Origin of the sequence: Pontibacterium granulatum, from assembly GCF_029961155.1 — a bacterium.
Lineage (GTDB): Bacteria > Pseudomonadota > Gammaproteobacteria > Pseudomonadales > Balneatricaceae > Pontibacterium > Pontibacterium granulatum.
In genome coordinates this window covers 100,482-119,406 of the sequence record NZ_JASBRH010000005.1, presented here as the reverse complement: position 1 = coordinate 119,406, position 18,925 = coordinate 100,482, and the positions used below count along the sequence as shown (strand labels likewise).

The 18,925-nt window shown below is 52.4% G+C and carries 15 protein-coding genes; 6 read left to right on the top strand and 9 right to left on the bottom strand.

The window, feature by feature from the left end:
• Nucleotides 1-28 precede the first annotated feature (28 nt).
• Both hisD and QKW35_RS06630 read left to right on the top strand, forming a co-directional pair.
• Nucleotides 29-1,336, top strand: coding sequence for a histidinol dehydrogenase (hisD, locus tag QKW35_RS06635; protein ID WP_282351658.1), 1,308 nt, complete (start codon nt 29-31; stop codon nt 1,334-1,336).
• A gap of 12 nt (nt 1,337-1,348) precedes the next feature.
• Nucleotides 1,349-2,533, top strand: a complete 1,185-nt coding sequence (locus tag QKW35_RS06630; protein ID WP_282351656.1) for a DegT/DnrJ/EryC1/StrS family aminotransferase — start codon at nt 1,349-1,351, stop codon at nt 2,531-2,533.
• A 61-nt stretch (nt 2,534-2,594) separates the two neighbouring features.
• On the opposite strand, the gene QKW35_RS06625 is transcribed toward QKW35_RS06630, so the two are convergent.
• Nucleotides 2,595-4,583 (bottom strand): methyl-accepting chemotaxis protein, encoded by a 1,989-nt coding sequence (locus QKW35_RS06625; protein WP_282351655.1) that lies wholly within the window; start codon nt 4,581-4,583, stop codon nt 2,595-2,597.
• A 328-nt stretch (nt 4,584-4,911) separates the two neighbouring features.
• On the opposite strand from QKW35_RS06625, the gene QKW35_RS06620 reads away from it, so the two are divergent.
• Both QKW35_RS06620 and QKW35_RS06615 read left to right on the top strand, forming a co-directional pair.
• A complete protein-coding gene (locus QKW35_RS06620; protein ID WP_282351654.1) occupies nt 4,912-6,453 on the top strand; it encodes a cryptochrome/photolyase family protein in 1,542 nt (513 codons plus the stop codon).
• A 241-nt stretch (nt 6,454-6,694) separates the two neighbouring features.
• Entirely contained in the window at nt 6,695-7,279 is a 585-nt protein-coding gene (locus QKW35_RS06615; protein ID WP_282351653.1) for a fasciclin domain-containing protein, read from the top strand.
• Between the two features lie 58 nt (nt 7,280-7,337).
• Here QKW35_RS06615 and QKW35_RS06610 read toward each other — a convergent pair whose 3' ends face one another.
• The gene (locus tag QKW35_RS06610; protein ID WP_282351652.1) at nt 7,338-7,937 is read right to left on the bottom strand and encodes a LysE family translocator; all 600 of its coding nucleotides are present in this window, start codon (nt 7,935-7,937) and stop codon (nt 7,338-7,340) included.
• Nucleotides 7,938-8,111: 174 nt separating this feature from the next.
• Here QKW35_RS06610 and QKW35_RS06605 point away from each other — a divergent pair, with 174 nt between their 5' ends.
• Both QKW35_RS06605 and QKW35_RS06600 read left to right on the top strand, forming a co-directional pair.
• Complete coding sequence (locus QKW35_RS06605) at nt 8,112-9,497, top strand: aminotransferase-like domain-containing protein (RefSeq protein WP_282351651.1); 1,386 nt, start codon at nt 8,112-8,114, stop codon at nt 9,495-9,497.
• A 234-nt stretch (nt 9,498-9,731) separates the two neighbouring features.
• The gene (locus tag QKW35_RS06600; protein WP_282351650.1) at nt 9,732-10,775 is read left to right on the top strand and encodes an ion transporter; all 1,044 of its coding nucleotides are present in this window, start codon (nt 9,732-9,734) and stop codon (nt 10,773-10,775) included.
• Between the two features lie 96 nt (nt 10,776-10,871).
• Here QKW35_RS06600 and QKW35_RS06595 read toward each other — a convergent pair whose 3' ends face one another.
• The 7 genes from QKW35_RS06595 to QKW35_RS06565 all read right to left on the bottom strand — a co-directional run bounded on the left by QKW35_RS06595 (nt 10,872) and on the right by QKW35_RS06565 (nt 18,701).
• Nucleotides 10,872-11,324 (bottom strand): GNAT family N-acetyltransferase, encoded by a 453-nt coding sequence (locus QKW35_RS06595; protein WP_282351648.1) that lies wholly within the window; start codon nt 11,322-11,324, stop codon nt 10,872-10,874.
• Between the two features lie 255 nt (nt 11,325-11,579).
• Nucleotides 11,580-11,909, bottom strand: a complete 330-nt coding sequence (locus QKW35_RS06590; protein WP_282351646.1) for a hypothetical protein — start codon at nt 11,907-11,909, stop codon at nt 11,580-11,582.
• Nucleotides 11,910-12,190: 281 nt separating this feature from the next.
• Nucleotides 12,191-13,045, bottom strand: a complete 855-nt coding sequence (folD, locus tag QKW35_RS06585) for a bifunctional methylenetetrahydrofolate dehydrogenase/methenyltetrahydrofolate cyclohydrolase FolD (RefSeq protein ID WP_282351645.1) — start codon at nt 13,043-13,045, stop codon at nt 12,191-12,193.
• A 368-nt stretch (nt 13,046-13,413) separates the two neighbouring features.
• Nucleotides 13,414-15,861 (bottom strand): GcvT family protein, encoded by a 2,448-nt coding sequence (locus QKW35_RS06580; protein WP_282351644.1) that lies wholly within the window; start codon nt 15,859-15,861, stop codon nt 13,414-13,416.
• 147 nt (nt 15,862-16,008) lie between these two features.
• On the bottom strand, nt 16,009-16,863 hold the full coding sequence (gene purU, locus QKW35_RS06575) for a formyltetrahydrofolate deformylase (protein WP_282351641.1): 855 nt from the start codon (nt 16,861-16,863) through the stop codon (nt 16,009-16,011).
• 132 nt (nt 16,864-16,995) lie between these two features.
• Nucleotides 16,996-17,952 carry an electron transfer flavoprotein subunit alpha/FixB family protein gene (locus tag QKW35_RS06570; RefSeq protein ID WP_282351640.1) on the bottom strand — a complete coding sequence of 319 codons (957 nt, stop codon included), beginning with the start codon at nt 17,950-17,952 and terminating at the stop codon, nt 16,996-16,998.
• Nucleotides 17,952-18,701 carry an electron transfer flavoprotein subunit beta/FixA family protein gene (locus QKW35_RS06565; protein WP_282351638.1) on the bottom strand — a complete coding sequence of 250 codons (750 nt, stop codon included), beginning with the start codon at nt 18,699-18,701 and terminating at the stop codon, nt 17,952-17,954. The genes QKW35_RS06570 and QKW35_RS06565 overlap by 1 nt, the downstream gene beginning before the upstream one ends.
• Nucleotides 18,702-18,925: the final 224 nt, after the last annotated feature.

Genomic DNA, 18,925 nt, shown 5'->3' with positions numbered 1-18,925 from the left:
TAAAGAATAAAAACCAAAGGATGTATCGATGGAATACCTGAAAAAATCCACCGCTCCGGTCGCAGAATCAGATGAGCGCATCCAGCAAACCGTAAAACAGATGCTGGCTCGTATTGAACAGGACGGCGAAGGTGCCGTCTGTGAATACGCGGCGCAGTTCGATAACTGGCAGGGAGACTTTATTCTCTCAGACGCGAAACGTGCCGAACTGATCGCTCAGGTGCCTGAACAGGTAAAGCAGGACATTCAGTTTGCTTACCAGCAGGTGAAAACCTTTGCTGAAGCACAACGCGCCAGCCTGACCGAATTCGAGATCGAATCCGCACCGGGTGTGAAACTGGGCCAGAAGGTCATTCCGGTAAACTGCGCCGGTTGTTATGTACCGGGTGGCCGTTATTCCCATGCGGCGTCAGCGCTGATGAGCATCGCGACAGCCAAAGTGGCGGGTGTTGAGACCATCATCGCCTGCTCGCCTCCGAAGGATGGCAGCATCCACCCTGCCATTGTATATGCGATGGATCTGGCCGGTGCCGACATCATTCTGGAGATGGGCGGCGTACATGCAGTAGCCACCATGGCGAAAGGTCTGTTTACCGGTGTGGCTGCGGATATTCTGGTCGGTCCGGGTAACGGTTATGTAGCTGAAGCCAAACGCCTGCTGTTCGGTGAAGTGGGTATCGACGTATTTGCAGGCCCAACCGAGTCCGCCATCATCGCCGATGACAGCGCAGATCCGATGACCATCGCCGTCGATCTGGTTTCGCAGGCCGAACACGGATACGACTCCCCGGTATGGCTGTTTACCACCAGCCGCCGCATTGGCGAGACGGTGGCTGAACTGATGCCGAAGGTCGCTGCGGATATGCCGAACCAGGAAGTGGTTCAGTCTGCCTGGGACAACCACGGCGAGATCATCCTGTGCGACAGCCGCGAAGAGTGCGTAAAGGTCAGCGACGAATATGCCTCCGAGCACCTGCAGGTGATTACTGAAGATCTGGACTGGTGGCGCGACAACCTGAAGAACTACGGCTCGCTGTTCCTGGGTGAAGGCGCAACCGTCACCCACGGCGACAAGTGCTCCGGTACTAACCACATCCTGCCGACCAAACGCGTAGCCCGTTACAGCGGTGGTTTGAACGTACACAAGTTTCTCAAGATCCTGACCTACCAAGCGATCAGCAAAGAAGCGAACCTGCAGTTCAGCGCTGCCGGCTCCCGTATCTCCCGCGCAGAGGGGATGGAAGGCCACGCCCGTGCCTGTGATTGGCGCCTGCGTAAGTACTTCCCGGATCAGGAATGGGATTTCCACGTATACGATCAGAAGCGTTACGACTGAGGACGGCAGACGATGAAACAGTTCACCAAGTCATTTACCCAGCAGGAATCGATCCCTGAAGCCGGTATTGAAGCGGCGGTTGAGGTCATGCGCAGCGGGCGTCTTCACCGCTACAACACCCTGCCCGACGAAAAGAGCGAAACCGACCTGCTGGAGCTGGAGTTTGCTGAGTACCAGGGCGTTCCTTACGTCCTCGCCTGCTCCTCCGGGGGTTACGCGTTGCATATCGCCATGCGTGCGGCGGGTGTGAAAGCTGGCGACAAAGTGCTGTGCAACGCTTTCACCCTGGCCCCGGTACCCGGTGCGATCCATAACAGCGGAGCGGTGCCTGTATTGGTCGATGTGGCGGAGGACTACTGCATCGATCTGGACGATTTGGAACGCAAAGCAGCCGAGAGCGGCGCCAAGTATTTCATGCTATCCCATATGCGTGGTCATCTGGCGGATATGGATCGCATCATGGCGATCTGCGAACGCTATGGTCTGTTTCTGATCGAAGACTGCGCCCACACCATGGGCGCAACCTGGAACGGCAGGAAAAGCGGTACGTTCGGTGATGTCGCCTGCTTCAGTATGCAGACGTATAAGCACATCAACTCCGGTGAAGGTGGTTTCCTCACAACACGTCACCCGAACGTGATGGCACGGGCGATCATGCATTCGGGCTCCTACATGCTGTTCGAGCGCCACTTCGCGGCACCGCCCACGGAGGCGTTCGAGCAGATCCGTTACGAAACGCCGAACTACAGCGGCCGGATGGACAACCTGCGTGCAGCGATCCTGCGACCTCAGTTGGCGGATCTGGATACCCAATGCGAACGCTGGAACGCACGCTACCGTATTCTGGAAGCAGCATTTAACAGCAGCGACAAAATCCGCATCCCAGCGCGTCCGGAAAAGGAAGGGTTTGTCGCCAGCTCGATCCAGTTCTCACTACCGAATTTTAGTGCTGAGCAGATTCAGGACGTGCTAAAACGATGTGGTGAACGTGGTGTGATACTGAAGTGGTTTGGCGACGATGTGCCCCGCGACTACACCAGTCGCTACGACAGCTGGCGCTATATCGAAGAGATGCCACAGTTGCCGAAGACCGAAAAGGTTCTGTCTACCTTGCTGGATATGCGTATCCCTCTCACCTTTACGGAAGAGGATTGTGCGTTGATCGGGGAGATTATCGTGGAGGTAGTCGACAGCTAATCATCCAAAAAAGCGTCCAACCCTTAAGGCTTGGACGCTTCATCACCGTTCAACGTTATCTTTACGTTTCAGCTTTGAACTGACGGACCAGCCCCTCCAGCTCCTTACTCAACTCGGCAAGCTTGTCACTCACTCGATGGACTTCCTCCGTCCCTGTTTCTGCTTCATCCGCGATCTGATCCATATCTGCAATCCGCTGATAAATGCCCTCTGCAGATGATGCCTGCTGTTCGGATGCCTGCGCGATATGGTTATTCATATCCGCAAGGACGGTAATGGCATCGGTAATCCGCTGGAAATACTCTCCGGTTTGCTTCACCTGCGATACGCCCTGATCGGCCGTCGTTTTGCTGGTATTCATTACCCTTACGGAATGGCGTGCCTGATTCTGTAGCTCTTCAATAATGTCATGAATCTGCTGCGTTGAACTTTGCGTTCGCACTGCCAGATTGCGTACTTCATCAGCAACGACCGAGAAGCCTCGACCAGCATCACCGGCACGGGCAGCCTCAATTGCCGCATTCAACGCCAGGAGGTTTGTTTGCTCCGCGATTGCATGGATCACTTCAAGCACGTTGCTGATTGCATCGCTCTGCTCGTTCAGACGTTCAATGACCACTGTCGCTTCAGTAACTTCAGTGGAGAGTTTCTCAATGACCTGTACTGTCTTCTCGGTAACCAACATACCCTCGTTTATTTCACGGTAGGCGTCGTTAGATGCATCACGCGCCTCAGATGTGCTGGTCGCGATTGACTGTACCGATTCTGATAACTCTTCTAGTGATCGATTTACGGCCCTGGCGTCCTCATGGTGTCGGTTAACGCCGGTCCTGGTTTTTTCCGCGTTTACAGACATCGATGTGGTTGCATCACCAACCACACGTGAGGAATTCGAAATATTTCTGACGATGGAATGGATCTTATCGAGCAACTTGTTGAAGCGACGCTCCAGATCCGCAATCTCGTCGTTGCTGCGTACGACCAACTTTTTGGACAGATCGCCACGACCGTCTGCAAGCTCATCAATCAGCTCACTCATCTCCTGAATCGGCCGCAGCAACGAGCGGGAAAGTAAAAAAGCCACCAACACGGTCAGTAGCAACGCACCGGCGGTTACCATCACCCAATATGTTTGCATCGCAGTAACCGGCGCCAGCGCTTCCTCCTCATCAATTTCTGCAATCAACGCCCAGGTAATGTCTTTTATCTTTAGCGGTGTAAAAGACGACAACACAGGATTGCCGTTGTAATCGATAACGATGCGCGTGTCGGTTTCGCCTCCCAAGGCCGCGTTACTGGCTTCAGTATTAACGCTGCCATCCGCGGGCTGTTCAAACGATGCCAGGACGGTATGTTTGACCGGATCAAGGTACGAATCTGAGCGCATTAGCTTATCCGGCCCCACCAAGTAGGTTTCACCCGTTTCGCCCAATCCATCTCGATCGGTCATCGCCCTGTTCAGGTGATCAATGGATAGCTGAAGCGCAATGACCATATCAACGTTACCGGATGCGTTCAGCACAGGTTTTCCAATGAATGCCGCAGGTGCATTGTCTGAAGGCGCATAGCGCTTGAAGTCGACAATTTCCGCACGCTTTGATGCCAGCACTTTGCGGTAAAGGTCGGCAAGGTTGGAGTCCGAATAGGGCCCGGTTTTAAGACTGGTCTGATAGTCGGGTTCGCGTTCTACCGTATAAAAAACCTCACCATCAGCGCCGATAAGGAACAGGTCGTAGTACTGCTCAATTTGTTTGAAATTTGTATAGAAGCGATGGGCTTCTTCACTGACCGCCGGGCCACCATTTGCGTGTTCCTGTAGATGAACCACAGTGGCAGCGAGTATTTCCAGATCAGCAAATCGCCGGGTGAAATAATCGTTTAAAAGATTCTTTTTGGCTTCCCGAACACCCGTCAGGCGTTCATAGCCCTGCTGTTCCAACGTACGTGCTGTCTCAACGGTGCTGATCCATATCACTACAATCGACGGAGCAATCCCCATCAAGAGGAGCGCGAGCAGAAGCTTTTGGCGAATTTTTAATGCACGTAACATGCACAACCTCCAACCTGTCGTTGATCGATACTTCCTTGTTAATTTAAAAGTAGCCACGCACCATGATAGTGCAACCATTCCTTACCGAAATTAGGCTTATTGCTAAGACGATCAATCTCTGTGACTTCATCAACTGCGATGCAACGTTCCCCCTCTAACCTGGTCAGCCGGTTTTTCCTTCGTCCTGAACACGATCTGACAGATCGATTTTTCCAGATGTCCGTATAACCAAAGATTAATCATTGTTTCTAGACATTGATCATTTTTTGGACATATACTGCTTATACGACATTTGCGACATACCAAAAAAAATAATGGGGAGCGCGCTATGAGGGAGATCAGATCACTTGTTCTAATTTTGGGCGATCAGCTCAACATGGATAGCTTGATCTTGCAGGGCATCGATGCAGAAAATGATTGCATTTGCATGGCCGAGGTTACCGCCGAATCGACCGAACAGCTTTCGTCCAAACAGCGCACGGTACTGTTTCTGTCTGCGATGCGCCATTTCGCTTGGGATATTTGGTCGCAGGAATACGATCTCATCTACCTCCCCCTCACACTAAAACTCAAAAGTTTTTCCGAGGCACTGGAAGCCGTGCTCAGGGAAGTACAGCCACAACAGCTCAAGTGCGTGATTCCCGGCGACTATCGGGTTTTGTGTGAGATCAACGCGTTTTGTGAACGTATCCATTTACCTGTTGAATGGATTGCCGATGATCACTTTATCGCCGAACCCGGCGAATTCGGCGAGTGGTTATCCAATTACAAACAACCGCGTATGGAGTACTGGTACCGTCATTTGCGCAAGACCCGCAACATCCTGATAGACGAACACGGAAAACCCGAAGGTGGAGCTTGGAACTACGATAAGCACAACCGCAAAGCGTTTCCAAAAACCGGTCCGGTAGACCTACCGACAGTTCCGACCTTTACTCCCGATACGACGACACAACAGGTTATTGAAGATGTTGAGACGTTGTTGCCCCACTTACCCGGTTCGATTGAGCGGTTTAACTGGCCCGTAACAAGAGATCAGGCACTGGAGGTGTTGGAACACTTTATCAACGAACGCCTAACCCTGTTCGGCGATTACCAGGATGCGATGTGGACAGACCAACCTACCCTTTACCATTCGATGATCTCGTCCAGCCTCAATCTTAAACTATTGAGCCCTGCCGAAGTGATCGAGCATGCGGAAGATGCTTATCGTAGCCATGGCGCGCCACTCAATGCGGTGGAAGGATTTATACGACAGGTACTCGGCTGGCGCGAGTATGTCCGTGGTTTGTATTGGCACTACCGAAAAGACTGGATGTCATTTAATGCGCTGCAGGCTGATCGTCCACTGCCGTCCTTTTACTGGGATGGAGATACTCAGATGACTTGCATGCGCCAATCAATCGAGCAAGTACTCAACCTCGGCTACGGGCACCATATTCAGCGCCTGATGGTGACCGGACTGTTTGCCCTACTCTACGGCGTAAAACCGGGCGCAGTTCATAACTGGTACCTCGCTATGTACGCCGATGCGATCGCCTGGGTTGAGGTGCCGAATACATTGGGCATGAGCCAGTTTGCCGATGGTGGCGTGGTGGGCTCCAAACCCTATATCGCCAGCGGAAACTATATCCAGAAGATGTCGAACTACTGTGATCACTGTCCCTACAATCCCAAACGCAGTCATGGTGATCATGCCTGCCCGTTTACTACGTTGTATTGGTCGTTTGTGCAACGCAACCAAACCTGGCTCGCTGAGCACCCACGACTGGCTATGCAGGTTACCCATTGGCTAAATAAACCTGAGGAAGAACGTATTGCAATCGTCCAGCAAGCGGAGGGAATCTTAAAATCCAACTCAGCCATCTAACGTGACTATTTAAGCTGCTGGCCCGATCGTTAAGGACCGCAGCTTTAGCACTCCCCGCGCAATCTACCTTCCTTCGTCCTCCTCCATGCAACGGATAAGTTTTTTCAATGTTTTTGCTTACCGCCTGATCTGATCATTTTTTACTCACGTAGATATCAGTGACTCTCAGGAATATTCGGAAAAGGATTAATAAACAAACCCTGCTAGGCGAAAGATATTCGCTCAATATGGGAGTAACACCGTGAAAAAAACACTATGCGCACTTGCTGCCACCGCCGCTTTATCACTGCCTCTAACAGTATCCGCCGATGACCATATGGGCCCTAAAGATATAAATAGCCTTGTTGACGTAGCGTTGGAGGTCAATGCGTCAGCCCCTTTCACTGGCAGTTTTGATACTTTGATTGCACTGCTCACAGAAGACGTAGCCGGCCGCGCAGATATTCTTGCTGCACTGGATGGTAAGGGACAGTACACCGTCTTTGCTCCGACCGACGATGCATTTGATGATCTCGCAGATACTGTATTGGCGCTGGGTTATTGCAGCCTGGCTGATCTTGATCCGGCAGTTGTGAATGCCGTTCTGCTTTACCATGTGGCGCCGGGTCGCCGATATGCTGCGGATGTGCTGGATTCAGATCGTATTCGCATGCTGTCCGGCGGTTTCCTGCTCCAGGACGCTGCGGTCCTGACTGATAATCTGGGACGTACCTCCAACCTCATTCCGGGTGCGCTGAACGTTGAAGCGGACAACGGTGTCATTCATGCCATGGATGCGGTTGTTTTGCCGATACTGCCTGATCCTGGTCCGGGCGGATGTAATTAATCCCTCAGTTCAATCAACTCAAAAACAGCCCGACCCGGTGACCGGTCGGGCTGTTTATTTACTGCCATATAAATATCAGGCAACCCGCGGTGAGCAAACCCATCACCAAATTAAACCAACGCCACGCTGCAGGTGAGGAAAGAAAACGCCCCACGACCGTGCCAAATGCGGCCCAAAGCGAAATGCACGGAAATCCCATCAGCATAAAGATCACTGCGATCCAAAGCACAGAGGTCCAATAACTATCGCCGGCTAACGTAAATGAACCAATCGCGGTAATAACCATCATCCACGCCTTTGGATTCATAAACTGAAACAGCGCACCGCCCATAATGCTCATTGGCTGTGCGTCACGCTCACCGTCAATTTTGGAAGACTTGGCGGTAGCAATTTTCCAAGCCAAGTACACTAGATAGGTACTGGCCGCAATTTTCAGGGCCTGCTGAATCATCGGATACTGCTCGAAAATGACACCCAGTCCAGCGGCGACCAGAATGTTCATCGCCAAGATACCCAGCACAATACCGAACATATGCGGTAACGTGCGCCAGTAACCGAAGTTGGCACCGGAAGCCGTCAACATTACGTTATTAGGCCCTGGGGTACCGGAAGTGACCGTTGCGAACATCGCAACAGACAACATCAGCTGTATATCCACTTTTCTTGCTCCTGTTTGCAAGTGCATATACAAAACCTATTCAGGTATCGAACAAACCAATTGTATCGATACAATTATTGATATAGGCTTCAATTATGCGATTGATTGTATATTTATGGGGTACAATCAAAGCTAACAGACAACATTTGTGAAGACAAAGGTTTTATTGTCACCATGACAATGCTTGATATTGCACTTTCAGACGGTGCCGGTCCGCGTTATAAGCAGATCGCGGACCAATTGGGCACACTGATCGAGAACGGTACGCTCAGTGCCAACACACGTCTGCCGACACACCGTGCGCTCGCAGATCAACTGGGAGTGACCGTTGGAACCATCACACGTGCTTACGCGGAAGCCGAAAGGCGCGGACTGGTTGAAGCCCGTGTGGGTGCGGGAACCTACGTCTGTTCTCAGAATGAACAACACTGGACCTTCGATACCCCCGATCCGGAAAAGCTTGAGTGCCATTTCGGTTACAACGTGCCTCCCCTGCTCGACCGTGCCGATATGCTAAGCCGAGCGATGCAAAGACTCACCGCCAATCCCGCCAAGCTCAACCAACTGATGCTCTATCAACTGCCTGAAGGCATCATGCAACACCGACAGGTCGTAGCGGATTGGCTAACGTCACAAGGTGTAAATGTGGAAGCTGACCGGCTGCTGTTCAGCTCCGGCGCGCAACACGCCACGCAGATGGCACTCAATGCATTCTGTCGTGGCGGGGATACGTTGCTCGTTGAGAAGTACACCTATCCAGGTTTAATCAGTCTGGCGCGACAGCATCAGATCACCCTGAAACCTGTCGAAATGGATGAAGAAGGGATCATTCCCGAGGCACTGGATACTGCGTGTAAAATGTATCAACCACGCCTTATCTACAGCATGCCGACACTCCAGAACCCAACCACGGGCACAATGAGCCTGGAACGTCGCCAGGCCATACTAGACGTGTGTCGCAAACATAACCTTTACCTGATCGAAGACGAAGTAAACGGACTCTTGCCCGCGACCCGCCCCGAACCTTTGGTCAATCTGGATCCGGAACAGGTCATTCACATTGGGGCTTTTTCAAAGTGCCTGGCACCGGGTCTTCGTGTGGGTTACATCCATGTTCCTAAACGTCTTTACTCACAAATGGCCAACACGCTGCAAAACCATAGCTGGATGACAAGCCCACTGCTAACCGGCATCACGACCGAACTTATCCAGGCCGGTGATGCTGATCGTGTATTATTGCAAATCCGCAGCGAGATGAAGGAAAGACTCGCTATCACCCAGGATATACTGGGCGACTATGATCTACGCGTATCGGAAACCTGTTTCCATGTGTGGCTCACCCTTCCCGACCATCTGCGTTTGGGTGAATTTGTCGCTTCAGCATCCAAGGAAGGGATCAGCCTCAAGTCCGCCGAACTGTTTGTGCCGCCGGGCGGTGCTGTTCCACCAGCGATTCGCTTGTCCGTGAGTTCACCTACGAACCGGGACGTGTTGAAAAAAGGACTGCTTAAGATCCGGGAACTGCTGGAGCAGGAGCCCATGGGCGGGTTTGCGTTGTAGTACCAGCCTTTCTGTAGCGGCGGCCTCCGACCGCGATAAGATCGGTCTAACTGGTTTGAAACGCGGCAACTTTCTCGTGCGTAAACGTCGCGGTCAGAGGCCGCTGCTACTTGGGTTAATCTTTATCTCGCACTTTATTCACCCACTCAGACCAACATCGTTGATTCGCGTCCTTATATACGCGACGCTATATCGATATATTTAACAAAACCATCTGCACCAGGCGTCGACAGCATGATCAGTATTCGCAAGCGCACCTATGAAATTCTCGATATCGGCAAGAAGCAGGACCGGCTCAGCCGAATCATAGACATCTTTCTGGTCGTACTGATCTCCCTCAACGTGCTGTCCGTGATCCTGGAAACGCTTCCTTCACTCAGTGCGACAGACCGTGCGTATTTCAAAACCTTCGAAACGTTTTCGGTGGTTATTTTTACGATCGAGTATCTGGCCCGTGTATGGAGTTCCATCGAAAGCGATCCATCCAATAAGCATTCACCGTTTATGGCCCGGGTACGCTATATGCTCACCCCGATGGCATTGATCGACCTGGTCGTCATCCTGCCATTCTATCTGAGCATGTTCTTCACCATCGATCTTCGCTTTATGCGTGTGCTCCGTTTGCTGCGTGTATTTAAGCTCACCCGCTATTCCTCTTCGATGTCGTTGCTGCTACAGGTGCTGCATCGTGAATCCAAACCTATCGCGGCCGCACTCTTTGTCCTGTTTATGCTGATCATTGTCGCTGCAAGTCTCACCTACTTCGCTGAGCACGACGCCCAGCCTGAAGCATTTAGCAGTATTCCAGCAGCGATGTGGTGGGCGATTGTGACCATGACCACCGTGGGCTACGGTGATGTGATACCGGTCACAATCTTCGGCAAAATGCTCGCAGCCGTTATCAGCATTATGAGTCTGGGTATCGTGGCACTCCCGGCAGGTATTCTCGCGTCCGGGTTTAACGAAGCACTGAGTCAGCGCCGCCGGGCTTATGAAAAAATGGTCGATCAGGTGCTGCAGGATGGCTATGTTGATGATTACGAGCACAAGGCGCTGAATAAGATGCGGGAGTCACTGGGTATCACTGCTGAAGAAGCTGCACACATTATGCATACCAATCTGTCGCGCAAACAGGAACAGGCGCTAGATCTCGATGTGCAGAATCTGCGCAGAGAGATTGAAGCGGTAAAACATGATCGCTGCCCGCATTGTCACCATACCGTTCACTGGCTGGAGCGTCGCAAGGATCGCGCGAGTGATCTGGAAAAAGAAGAGTGACCGCCAAGACTGATCTGCCTACTCCCAGAATGACTCAACAGGTCTACATGCCACTCTCGGAGTGAGCAGCTACGAGCCAGGGCTTAATTACTTAAATTAAGCCCTTGTCCACTCATACAGAATATCCGGTAATCCCTCTTCGTTATCGCTATCTCCACCGATTGCGACAAAGCCGCGCTTCTCATAGAAACGTCTCGCGCTCTCGTTGATCTCGAACGTCCTCAGTTTTAACGATCCCGATGCCTGCTCGATCGCCAAATTCAGTAGCGCACTCCCGAGTCCTTTTCCCTGAAAGCGAATATCAACGTAAAGCTGGCTGATGTCGCTTTCACTGAATGCAATAAAGGCGATCGGTTTACCGATTGCATGATCGACCGCTACAAACAGCGAATAGCGCTGCGGCAGAATTTCGGTGAGAAAGTAGGCCTGAGATTCAAAGGAATGAACCGGCTCAATTCCGATCACTGCGTTAAACGATTCCCGCCAGAAAGCGGTCACCTGTGCAGCTTGATCAGGAACAAATGGAATAATTGAGTATGCTGTGTTCAAAACGGTTTCCATTCAATGTGGTGATACTGATTGCGTTGACTGCCACAGTTCGGCAGACGCTCTTTCCAAAATATTTCACCTGTCCCTTTTACACACGCGGAAAAATCGCTGAGATGACCTTTTAAATCAGTTTGGTGCGATTCATCCATAGGGGTATCAATGATAGGCGTATCACGTTCTAAAACCTCTACCTTACTGGTGTCACGTAGATACGTTCAGTCTGTCCTTAATACGCCTATCTGACTTAATAACCGGTTAGTTGCAGTAATGATTGTCATACCAATACTGCATATTCGACAAGAGGGTGCCGTACGTTGCTTTGCCACCGCTGTATTCGCCCGGATTTATGCAGTTGGCTTGCGCATACTGAATCTTGATACGCAGCTGTTCCATGTAATCCGCTGCACTTTTCGCGTTGATGCCCTTCGCAATAATTTCAAAGTGGCTAATGGCGGAAATACTGGCTTTGTAGTCATAGCCATAGGTACCGTCCATCTCCCTTTGAGTCTGCTCACTGCAGATTGAACGTATCTGGCCCAACAGCGCTTGTCGCCAATCTGATGAGTTGTTTTTTGATGCAGTCATTGGTCTTACCTCCTACGAAATGATGTTTCACCTATAGGAGGGACACGTTTGAATTTCTGAACAAACAAACTGGGATATTCAGTGCACCAGCGAAATACATTCTCAATACAGGACCACGTGATCACGTTGTAGCAGTCCACTCCGGTGGCGACACGCTCAAACCCTAACCAGCCCCCAACGCGCATGATAAGCCCCCTGCTAACAGGACTGCGGTGAGCAAAGCGCACAAAAAAGCCCGGATAAACCGGGCGTTTCAATAAAGACTGTCTTAACGGCAATCGTTATTCAGATGCTACTTTAACGCTGAGCTGTGCAGACTCAAGCGTCTGGCTGATCAGTGCGTTGATGGTCATTGGACCTACTCCACCCGGAACCGGAGTCAGTGCAGCAACGCGTTCTTCCAGACCTTCTTTTTCGATATCACCGATACCGCCTGGGTGGTACCCCGCATCGACGACAACCGCACCATCCTTAATCCATTCTGCTTTGATCAGCTCTGGACGGCCTACTGCACCGATAACAATATCGGCACGCGCAACCTGATCTGCCAGATCTGCAGTGCGGGAGTGGCAGATGGTTACAGTCGCATTAGCGTTCAGCAGCATAGCAGCCATCGGTTTACCCAGGATTGGGCTGCGACCCACGACAACAGCGTGTTTACCTTCCAGCTGGATATCGTAGTGCTTCAGCATGGTCATGATGCCAGCCGGTGTTGCAGAACCAAATGCCGGCTCACCCATCGCCATACGGCCGAAGCCCTGGGTGGTTACACCGTCTACGTCTTTTTCGATAGCGATCGCATCGAAGCACGCACGCTCATCGATCTGCTCCGGTACTGGGTGCTGCAGCAGGATACCGTTTACGGATTCGTTGTTGTTCAGCCGGTTGATCTCCGCCAGCAGCTGCTCGGTTGTGGTGTTGGAACCCAACTCGATTGCGATGGACCCCATTCCCACGCGCTTACACGCGTTGATTTTCATCTGAACGTAGGTTGCCGACGCTGGATCATCCCCTACGAGAATGGTTGCCAGCGTCGGCTTCTTACCACCGCCAGCGATCAGCTGTTCTACGGAGTTACGCAGTTGCTCTTCGCGGCTTTTCGCCAGTGCTTTACCATCCAAAATCAGGGCGGTCATCGATCAAACCTCATGTAATCAATTTAACGTTCAAGAATAACGCCGTGAAAACTACCTGTTCTCATGGCGATTGTATAGTTTCCAGCTTTTGCAATGCAGCTCCATGGCGAGTTCAGAGGTTCAAGGACAAGGCGAATTCGTTCGAGAAGCGCAGCCTACTGTAGTAGGTGAGCATGTACAGAACGGATTCAACACCGTCATTGGGCTTCTGAAACGCCCATGTAGCTGTATTTAGGGCGAAGCAACTGTGCGCCCTGATTATACAGGGCACCTCCAACATTCCGCGGCAACCAACCAGACACAGAACCTTGGTAACCAGGCCACACAGTGCTTCTAAAAAGTGCGCTAATCTTTTGCTGTTAAGCAAATCAGCACTTAATTTTCTCCATGGCCGGGTCGTAGATAGAACGCAGGGACGGTTTCACCGTGTAGCGCTCACATTCGACCTCGATCTCGAAGTGGGCATTTTCAAGCCACTCTTTTACCACACCATCCGGATTCTCCACATACCCCATTGCGACAGTGGCACCAACGGTGTGACCGAACATACCGGCGGTGGTGCGGCCCACGATCTTGCCATCTGCGTAGATCGGCTCCTCGTGGTAACAGAGTGGCTCTGGGTTTTCGAACACGAATGCAACAAAACGTTTGGTCAACGGGCCTTTAGCCTTCTGTTCCAGCAGCGCTTCTTTACCGATGAAACCACCCTCTTTCTCGAAGTCGGATGCAAAGCCCAGACCCGCTTCCAGTACTGTGTCTTCGTCGGTGATATCGTGGCCCCAGTGACGGTAGCACTTCTCCATACGCAGGGAGTTCATGGTGTGGTAGCCGTACGGCTTGATACCAAACTCTTCACCCGCTGCACAGATCGCTTCGTATACGCTTGGCGCGTACTCGGTTGGGATATACAGCTCCCAGCCCAACTCACCTACGTAGGTGATACGGGATGCACGCACAATTGCGTAGTGCATATCGATCTCACGGGATGTCGCAAATGGGAATGCCTCGTGTGACATATCCGCCTGAGTCAGCTTGCTCAGGGTGTCACGGGCACGTGGACCCATTACAGTTACGACTGCGTACGCGGAGGTAACGTCGGTGATCACCACCATGTAACCTTCTTTGTGACGGTTCAGCCAGTCCAGATCGCGGGTCTGGCACGCCACACCGGATACCACCATGTAACGGTCTTCTGCCAGACGGGTGACGGTCACATCGGCTTCGATACCACCACGTTCGTTCAGCCACTGGGTGTAGACCATCTTGCCAACCGGCACCGCCACGTTGTTGGAGCAGATGCGGTTCAGGAACTTCTCCGCATCCGGGCCTTCCACCTGATACTTACAGAAAGAGCTCTGATCCATCACGCCAACATCGTTACGTACCGCTTCGTGCTCTGCTTTGTTGTTGTCGAACCAGTTCTGGCGACCGAAGGAGTATTCGTACTCCGGCGCCTGGCCTTCGTTGGCAAACCAGTTTGCACGTTCCCAACCACTCTCAGTACCAAATACCGCACCCTGCGCTTTCAGCTGCTCGTGCAAGACAGAGCGGCGCACACCACGGGAGGTTTTGAACTGCTTGAATGGGTAGTGTGTTTCGTACAGCAGACCCAGTGTTTCGGTGGTACGTTCCTGCAGATACGCCTGAGTGCCCTGGAATGGACGGTTACGACGGATATCTACATCCCACAGATCACGTGGCGCATGGCCTTTGTGAATCCACTCCGCCAGCATCTTACCGGCACCGCCCGCAGACTGGATACCTACAGAGTTAAAGCCTGCAGCAACGAAGTAGTTGCGCAGTTCCGGCGCTTCACCCAGGTGGTAACGGTCGTCTGGGGTAAAGGATTCAGGGCCGTTGAAGAATACCTGCAGGCCAGTTTCCATCAGCTTTGGAATACGGTGCATTGCAGCTTCCAGATACGGCTCCAGGTGATCAAAGTCTTCCGGCAGCTCGTCGAAGTGGAAGTCTTCCGGGATACCGTTCATACCCCACGGCTTCGCATCCGGCTCGAACATGCCCACCAGCAGCTTGCCCGCATCTTCTTTGTAGTAGCAGTAACCATCCATATCACGCAGCGTCGGCAGACCGTGCTTCAGATCCGGCATGTTTTCGGTTACTACGTAGAAGTGCTCTGCTGCATGCAGTGGTACGTTTACGCCCGCTTTCTTACCGAACTCACGTGCCCACATACCGGCACAGTTCACCACGTATTCAGCGTCGATATCGCCGTGCTCGGTGATCACACCGGCCGCTTTACCGTCGCGGATCTTCATATCCAGAACTTTGCAGTTCTCGATAATCTTAGCACCGCCCATGCGCGCGCCTTTTGCCAGGGCCTGAGTCACATCTACAGGACTCGCCATACCGTCCATCGGCAGGTGGATCGCACCGATCACGTCATCTACATTCAGCAGCGGCCACATCTCTTTGGCCTGTTCCGGGCTGATCACGTCACATGGGAAGCCCGCCACTTTTGCCATGGAGGCACCGCGCTTGATCTCAGCCAGACGCTCTTTGTTAGTGGCGATAGTCAGGGAACCGTTGCGGACAAAACCTGTTGCCTGCCCTGTCTCTGCTTCCAACTGCTCGTACAGGCTGGCACTGTAGTTGGCCAGCATGGACATGTTGTAGGTTGCACGCAGGGTTGGGACCAGACCCGCAGCGTGCCAGGTGGTACCACACGTCAGCGTACGACGCTCCAGCAGCACCACGTCGGTGAAACCCAGTTTGGTCAGGTGGTAAGCGACACTACAGCCGATTACACCACCGCCTACGATCACTACCTGTGCAGATGTTGGTATTTGCTTCGTCATTATTATTCTCCGCATTTCCGGGGCCCTGACTCCGGACGATTGCTTATTGTTTCTGTCATAGTGTTGGCGTTTCGTTCCACTGTCGAAGTGGAAGGAAACTCTTGGCTCCCACGCAGAGCATGGGAGCCAGCTGCCAAATCGTTTTTATTAGTTGAAGACGACGGTCTTATTGCCGTGTACCAGTACGCGATCTTCAAGATGCGCACGCAGGCCACGGGCCAGTACGGTCTTCTCTACGTCTTTACCCAGGCGGACGAGGTCTTCTACTTTGTCGCTGTGGCTGACGCGTACCACGTCCTGATCGATGATTGGGCCTTCATCGAGCTGCTCGGTCACGTAGTGACAGGTCGCACCGATCAGTTTCACACCGCGGCGGGATGCCTGGTGGTAAGGCTTCGCACCGATGAACGACGGCAGGAAGCTGTGGTGGATGTTGATCACTTTATGACGTAGTTTTTCGCACAGGGCCTGAGGCAGAATCTGCATGTAGCGCGCCAGCACGACACAGTCAGCTTTGTACTCTTCGACCAGTGCTTCAACCTGGGCAAAGCCCGGTGCTTTGTCATCTTTATCGATCGCCACGTGGTGGTAAGGAATACCGTACCACTCCACCAGACCACGCATGTCTTCGTGGTTAGAGATTACACATGGGATATCACAGTCCAGGTCACCGCTCTTCCAACGATCCAGCAGGTCAGACAGACAGTGGCTGCCTTTACTCGCCATGATCACTACACGCTTTTTCTCTGCCGTATCGATCAGTCGCAGATTGAGCTGGAGTTCATCTTTCAGTTCTTCAAATTGACGACGCAGTTCGTCAATGCCGCATGGCAAAGAGTCACCCTGTATCTCGAAACGGGAGAAGAACCAGCTGCTGTCTTCGTCGGAGTGGTGCGCGGCTTCAGAGATCCAGCCCCCATTACGGGTGATCACTTCTCCGGCACGGGTGACAATGCCCACCTGATCGGGGCAATCCAGGATCAATCGATAATTGCGACTCATGATATTTATCCTTCAGACCTGTCGCTCAATGTGGCGACCTATGTCTTAATCTGCGAATTATTTTTATTACCGCCACCTGACGGGATCTCCATCAGGTGGCAACGGGTCTTTCGAGGGTATTAACCCAAGTTATTAGCCCAGCTCTTTTTCCAGCTCTGGCAGCGCTTCAAAGAGGTCGGCCACCAGACCAAAGTCCGCCACGTTGAAGATTGGCGCTTCTTCATCGTTGTTAATGGCAACGATTACTTTGGAATCTTTCATACCGGCCAGGTGCTGGATCGCACCGGAGATACCGACGGCGATGTACAGGTCGGGCGCTACGATCTTGCCGGTCTGACCCACCTGCATGTCGTTGGACACGAAACCGGAGTCCACCGCCGCACGGGATGCACCCACCGCAGCACCGATCTTGTCTGCAACCGCTTCCAGCAATGGGAAGTTGTCGCCGCTCTGCATACCACGACCGCCGGAGATAATGATGCGCGCGGAGGTGAGCTCTGGACGTTCGGATACGCTCAGCTCTTCACCCACGAAGCTGGATACACCCAGTGCAGCCGGAGCATCCACGCTGGTTGCTTCTACTGCACCACCGGTTTCTGCCACCGCAGCAAACGCGGTAGTGCGTACGGTGACAACTTTCAGGGCGTCATGGCTCTGTACTTTCGCCAGTGCGTTACCTGCATAGATAGGACGGATAAAGGTATCTGCAGAAACCACTTCAGTGATGTCAGATACCTGAGCGACGTCCATCAGTGCTGCAACACGCGGAGCCAGGTTTTTGCCGTTAGTCGTCGCAGGCGCCAGCAGGTAACCGTAGTCACCGCCTTCCAGCAGGTTTACTACAACGCTAGACACCTCTTCCGGCAGCTGATGTGCCAGGTTGCCAGCATCTGCAACCAGTACACGGTCAACGTCCGGCAGTGCGGCCGCCTGCTCTACAACAGCGTTGCTGCCCTGACCTGCAATCAGCAGCTCGATTGCGCCAGCACCCTGCGCTTTCAATTCAACGGCAGCCTGAAGTGTATTCAGCGTTGCACCTTTCAGTTGGCTGTTATCGTGTTCTGCAACAACCAGAATCGCGTTACCCATTACAGTACCCCCGCTTCGTTTTTCAGTTTTTCCACCAGCTCACTTACGGAGCCGACTTTCACACCTGCTGCACGCTCTGGCGGTGGGGTCACTTCCAGGACGGTCTGACGTGGGCTGATGTCGATACCCAGATCTTCAGGGGTTTGAGTTTCCAGTGGCTTGCGCTTGGCTTTCATGATGTTTGGCAGAGACGCGTAACGCGGCTCGTTCAGACGCAGGTCGGTGGTTACAACCGCTGGCATCTTCAGACTTACTTTCTGCAGACCGCCGTCGATTTCACGTGTTACCTGCAGGGAATCACCTTCGATCTCTACGTCGGACGCGAATGTACCCTGTGGCATGTTCGCCAACGCAGCCAGCATCTGACCGGTTTGGTTGTTGTCACCATCAATGGACTGTTTACCCAAAATCACCAGGCCAGGCTGTTCCTGATCAACAACCGCTTTCAGCAGTTTTGCGATCGCCAGAGGCTCAGGGGAGTCTTCAGCTTTAATCTGCAGCGCACGATCGGCACCCAGCGCCAGTGCAGTACGCAGCTGCTCCTGACAGGTGTCTGGACCGATGCTGACAACCAGTACTTCACTTGCGTGCCCTTTCTCCTTCAGACGGATAGCTTCTTCAATAGCGATTTCACAAAACGGGTTGATGGCCATTTTGATATTCGCCAGCTCAACAGCCGAATTGTCGGCTTTCACACGGACTTTGACGTTGGCATCAACAACCCGCTTTATGGCAACCAGTACTTTCATCACTACCTCGTGATTTTTGGATTACGATTTCATTGATCGTGAAATTATTCACGTAATTTTCATACAAATGATTAAATTTATCTAAGCAGGTTGTCAATGAATTATTTCAATAAATTTTGGATGATCGATTGATTGGTAGGTGAAAGGCATACGCTTTCAGTAGACGGGTACAAATCGCGACCGATGCAAAGCCTCGCTTCAAGCCATGGGTTTACGCGGGGCTG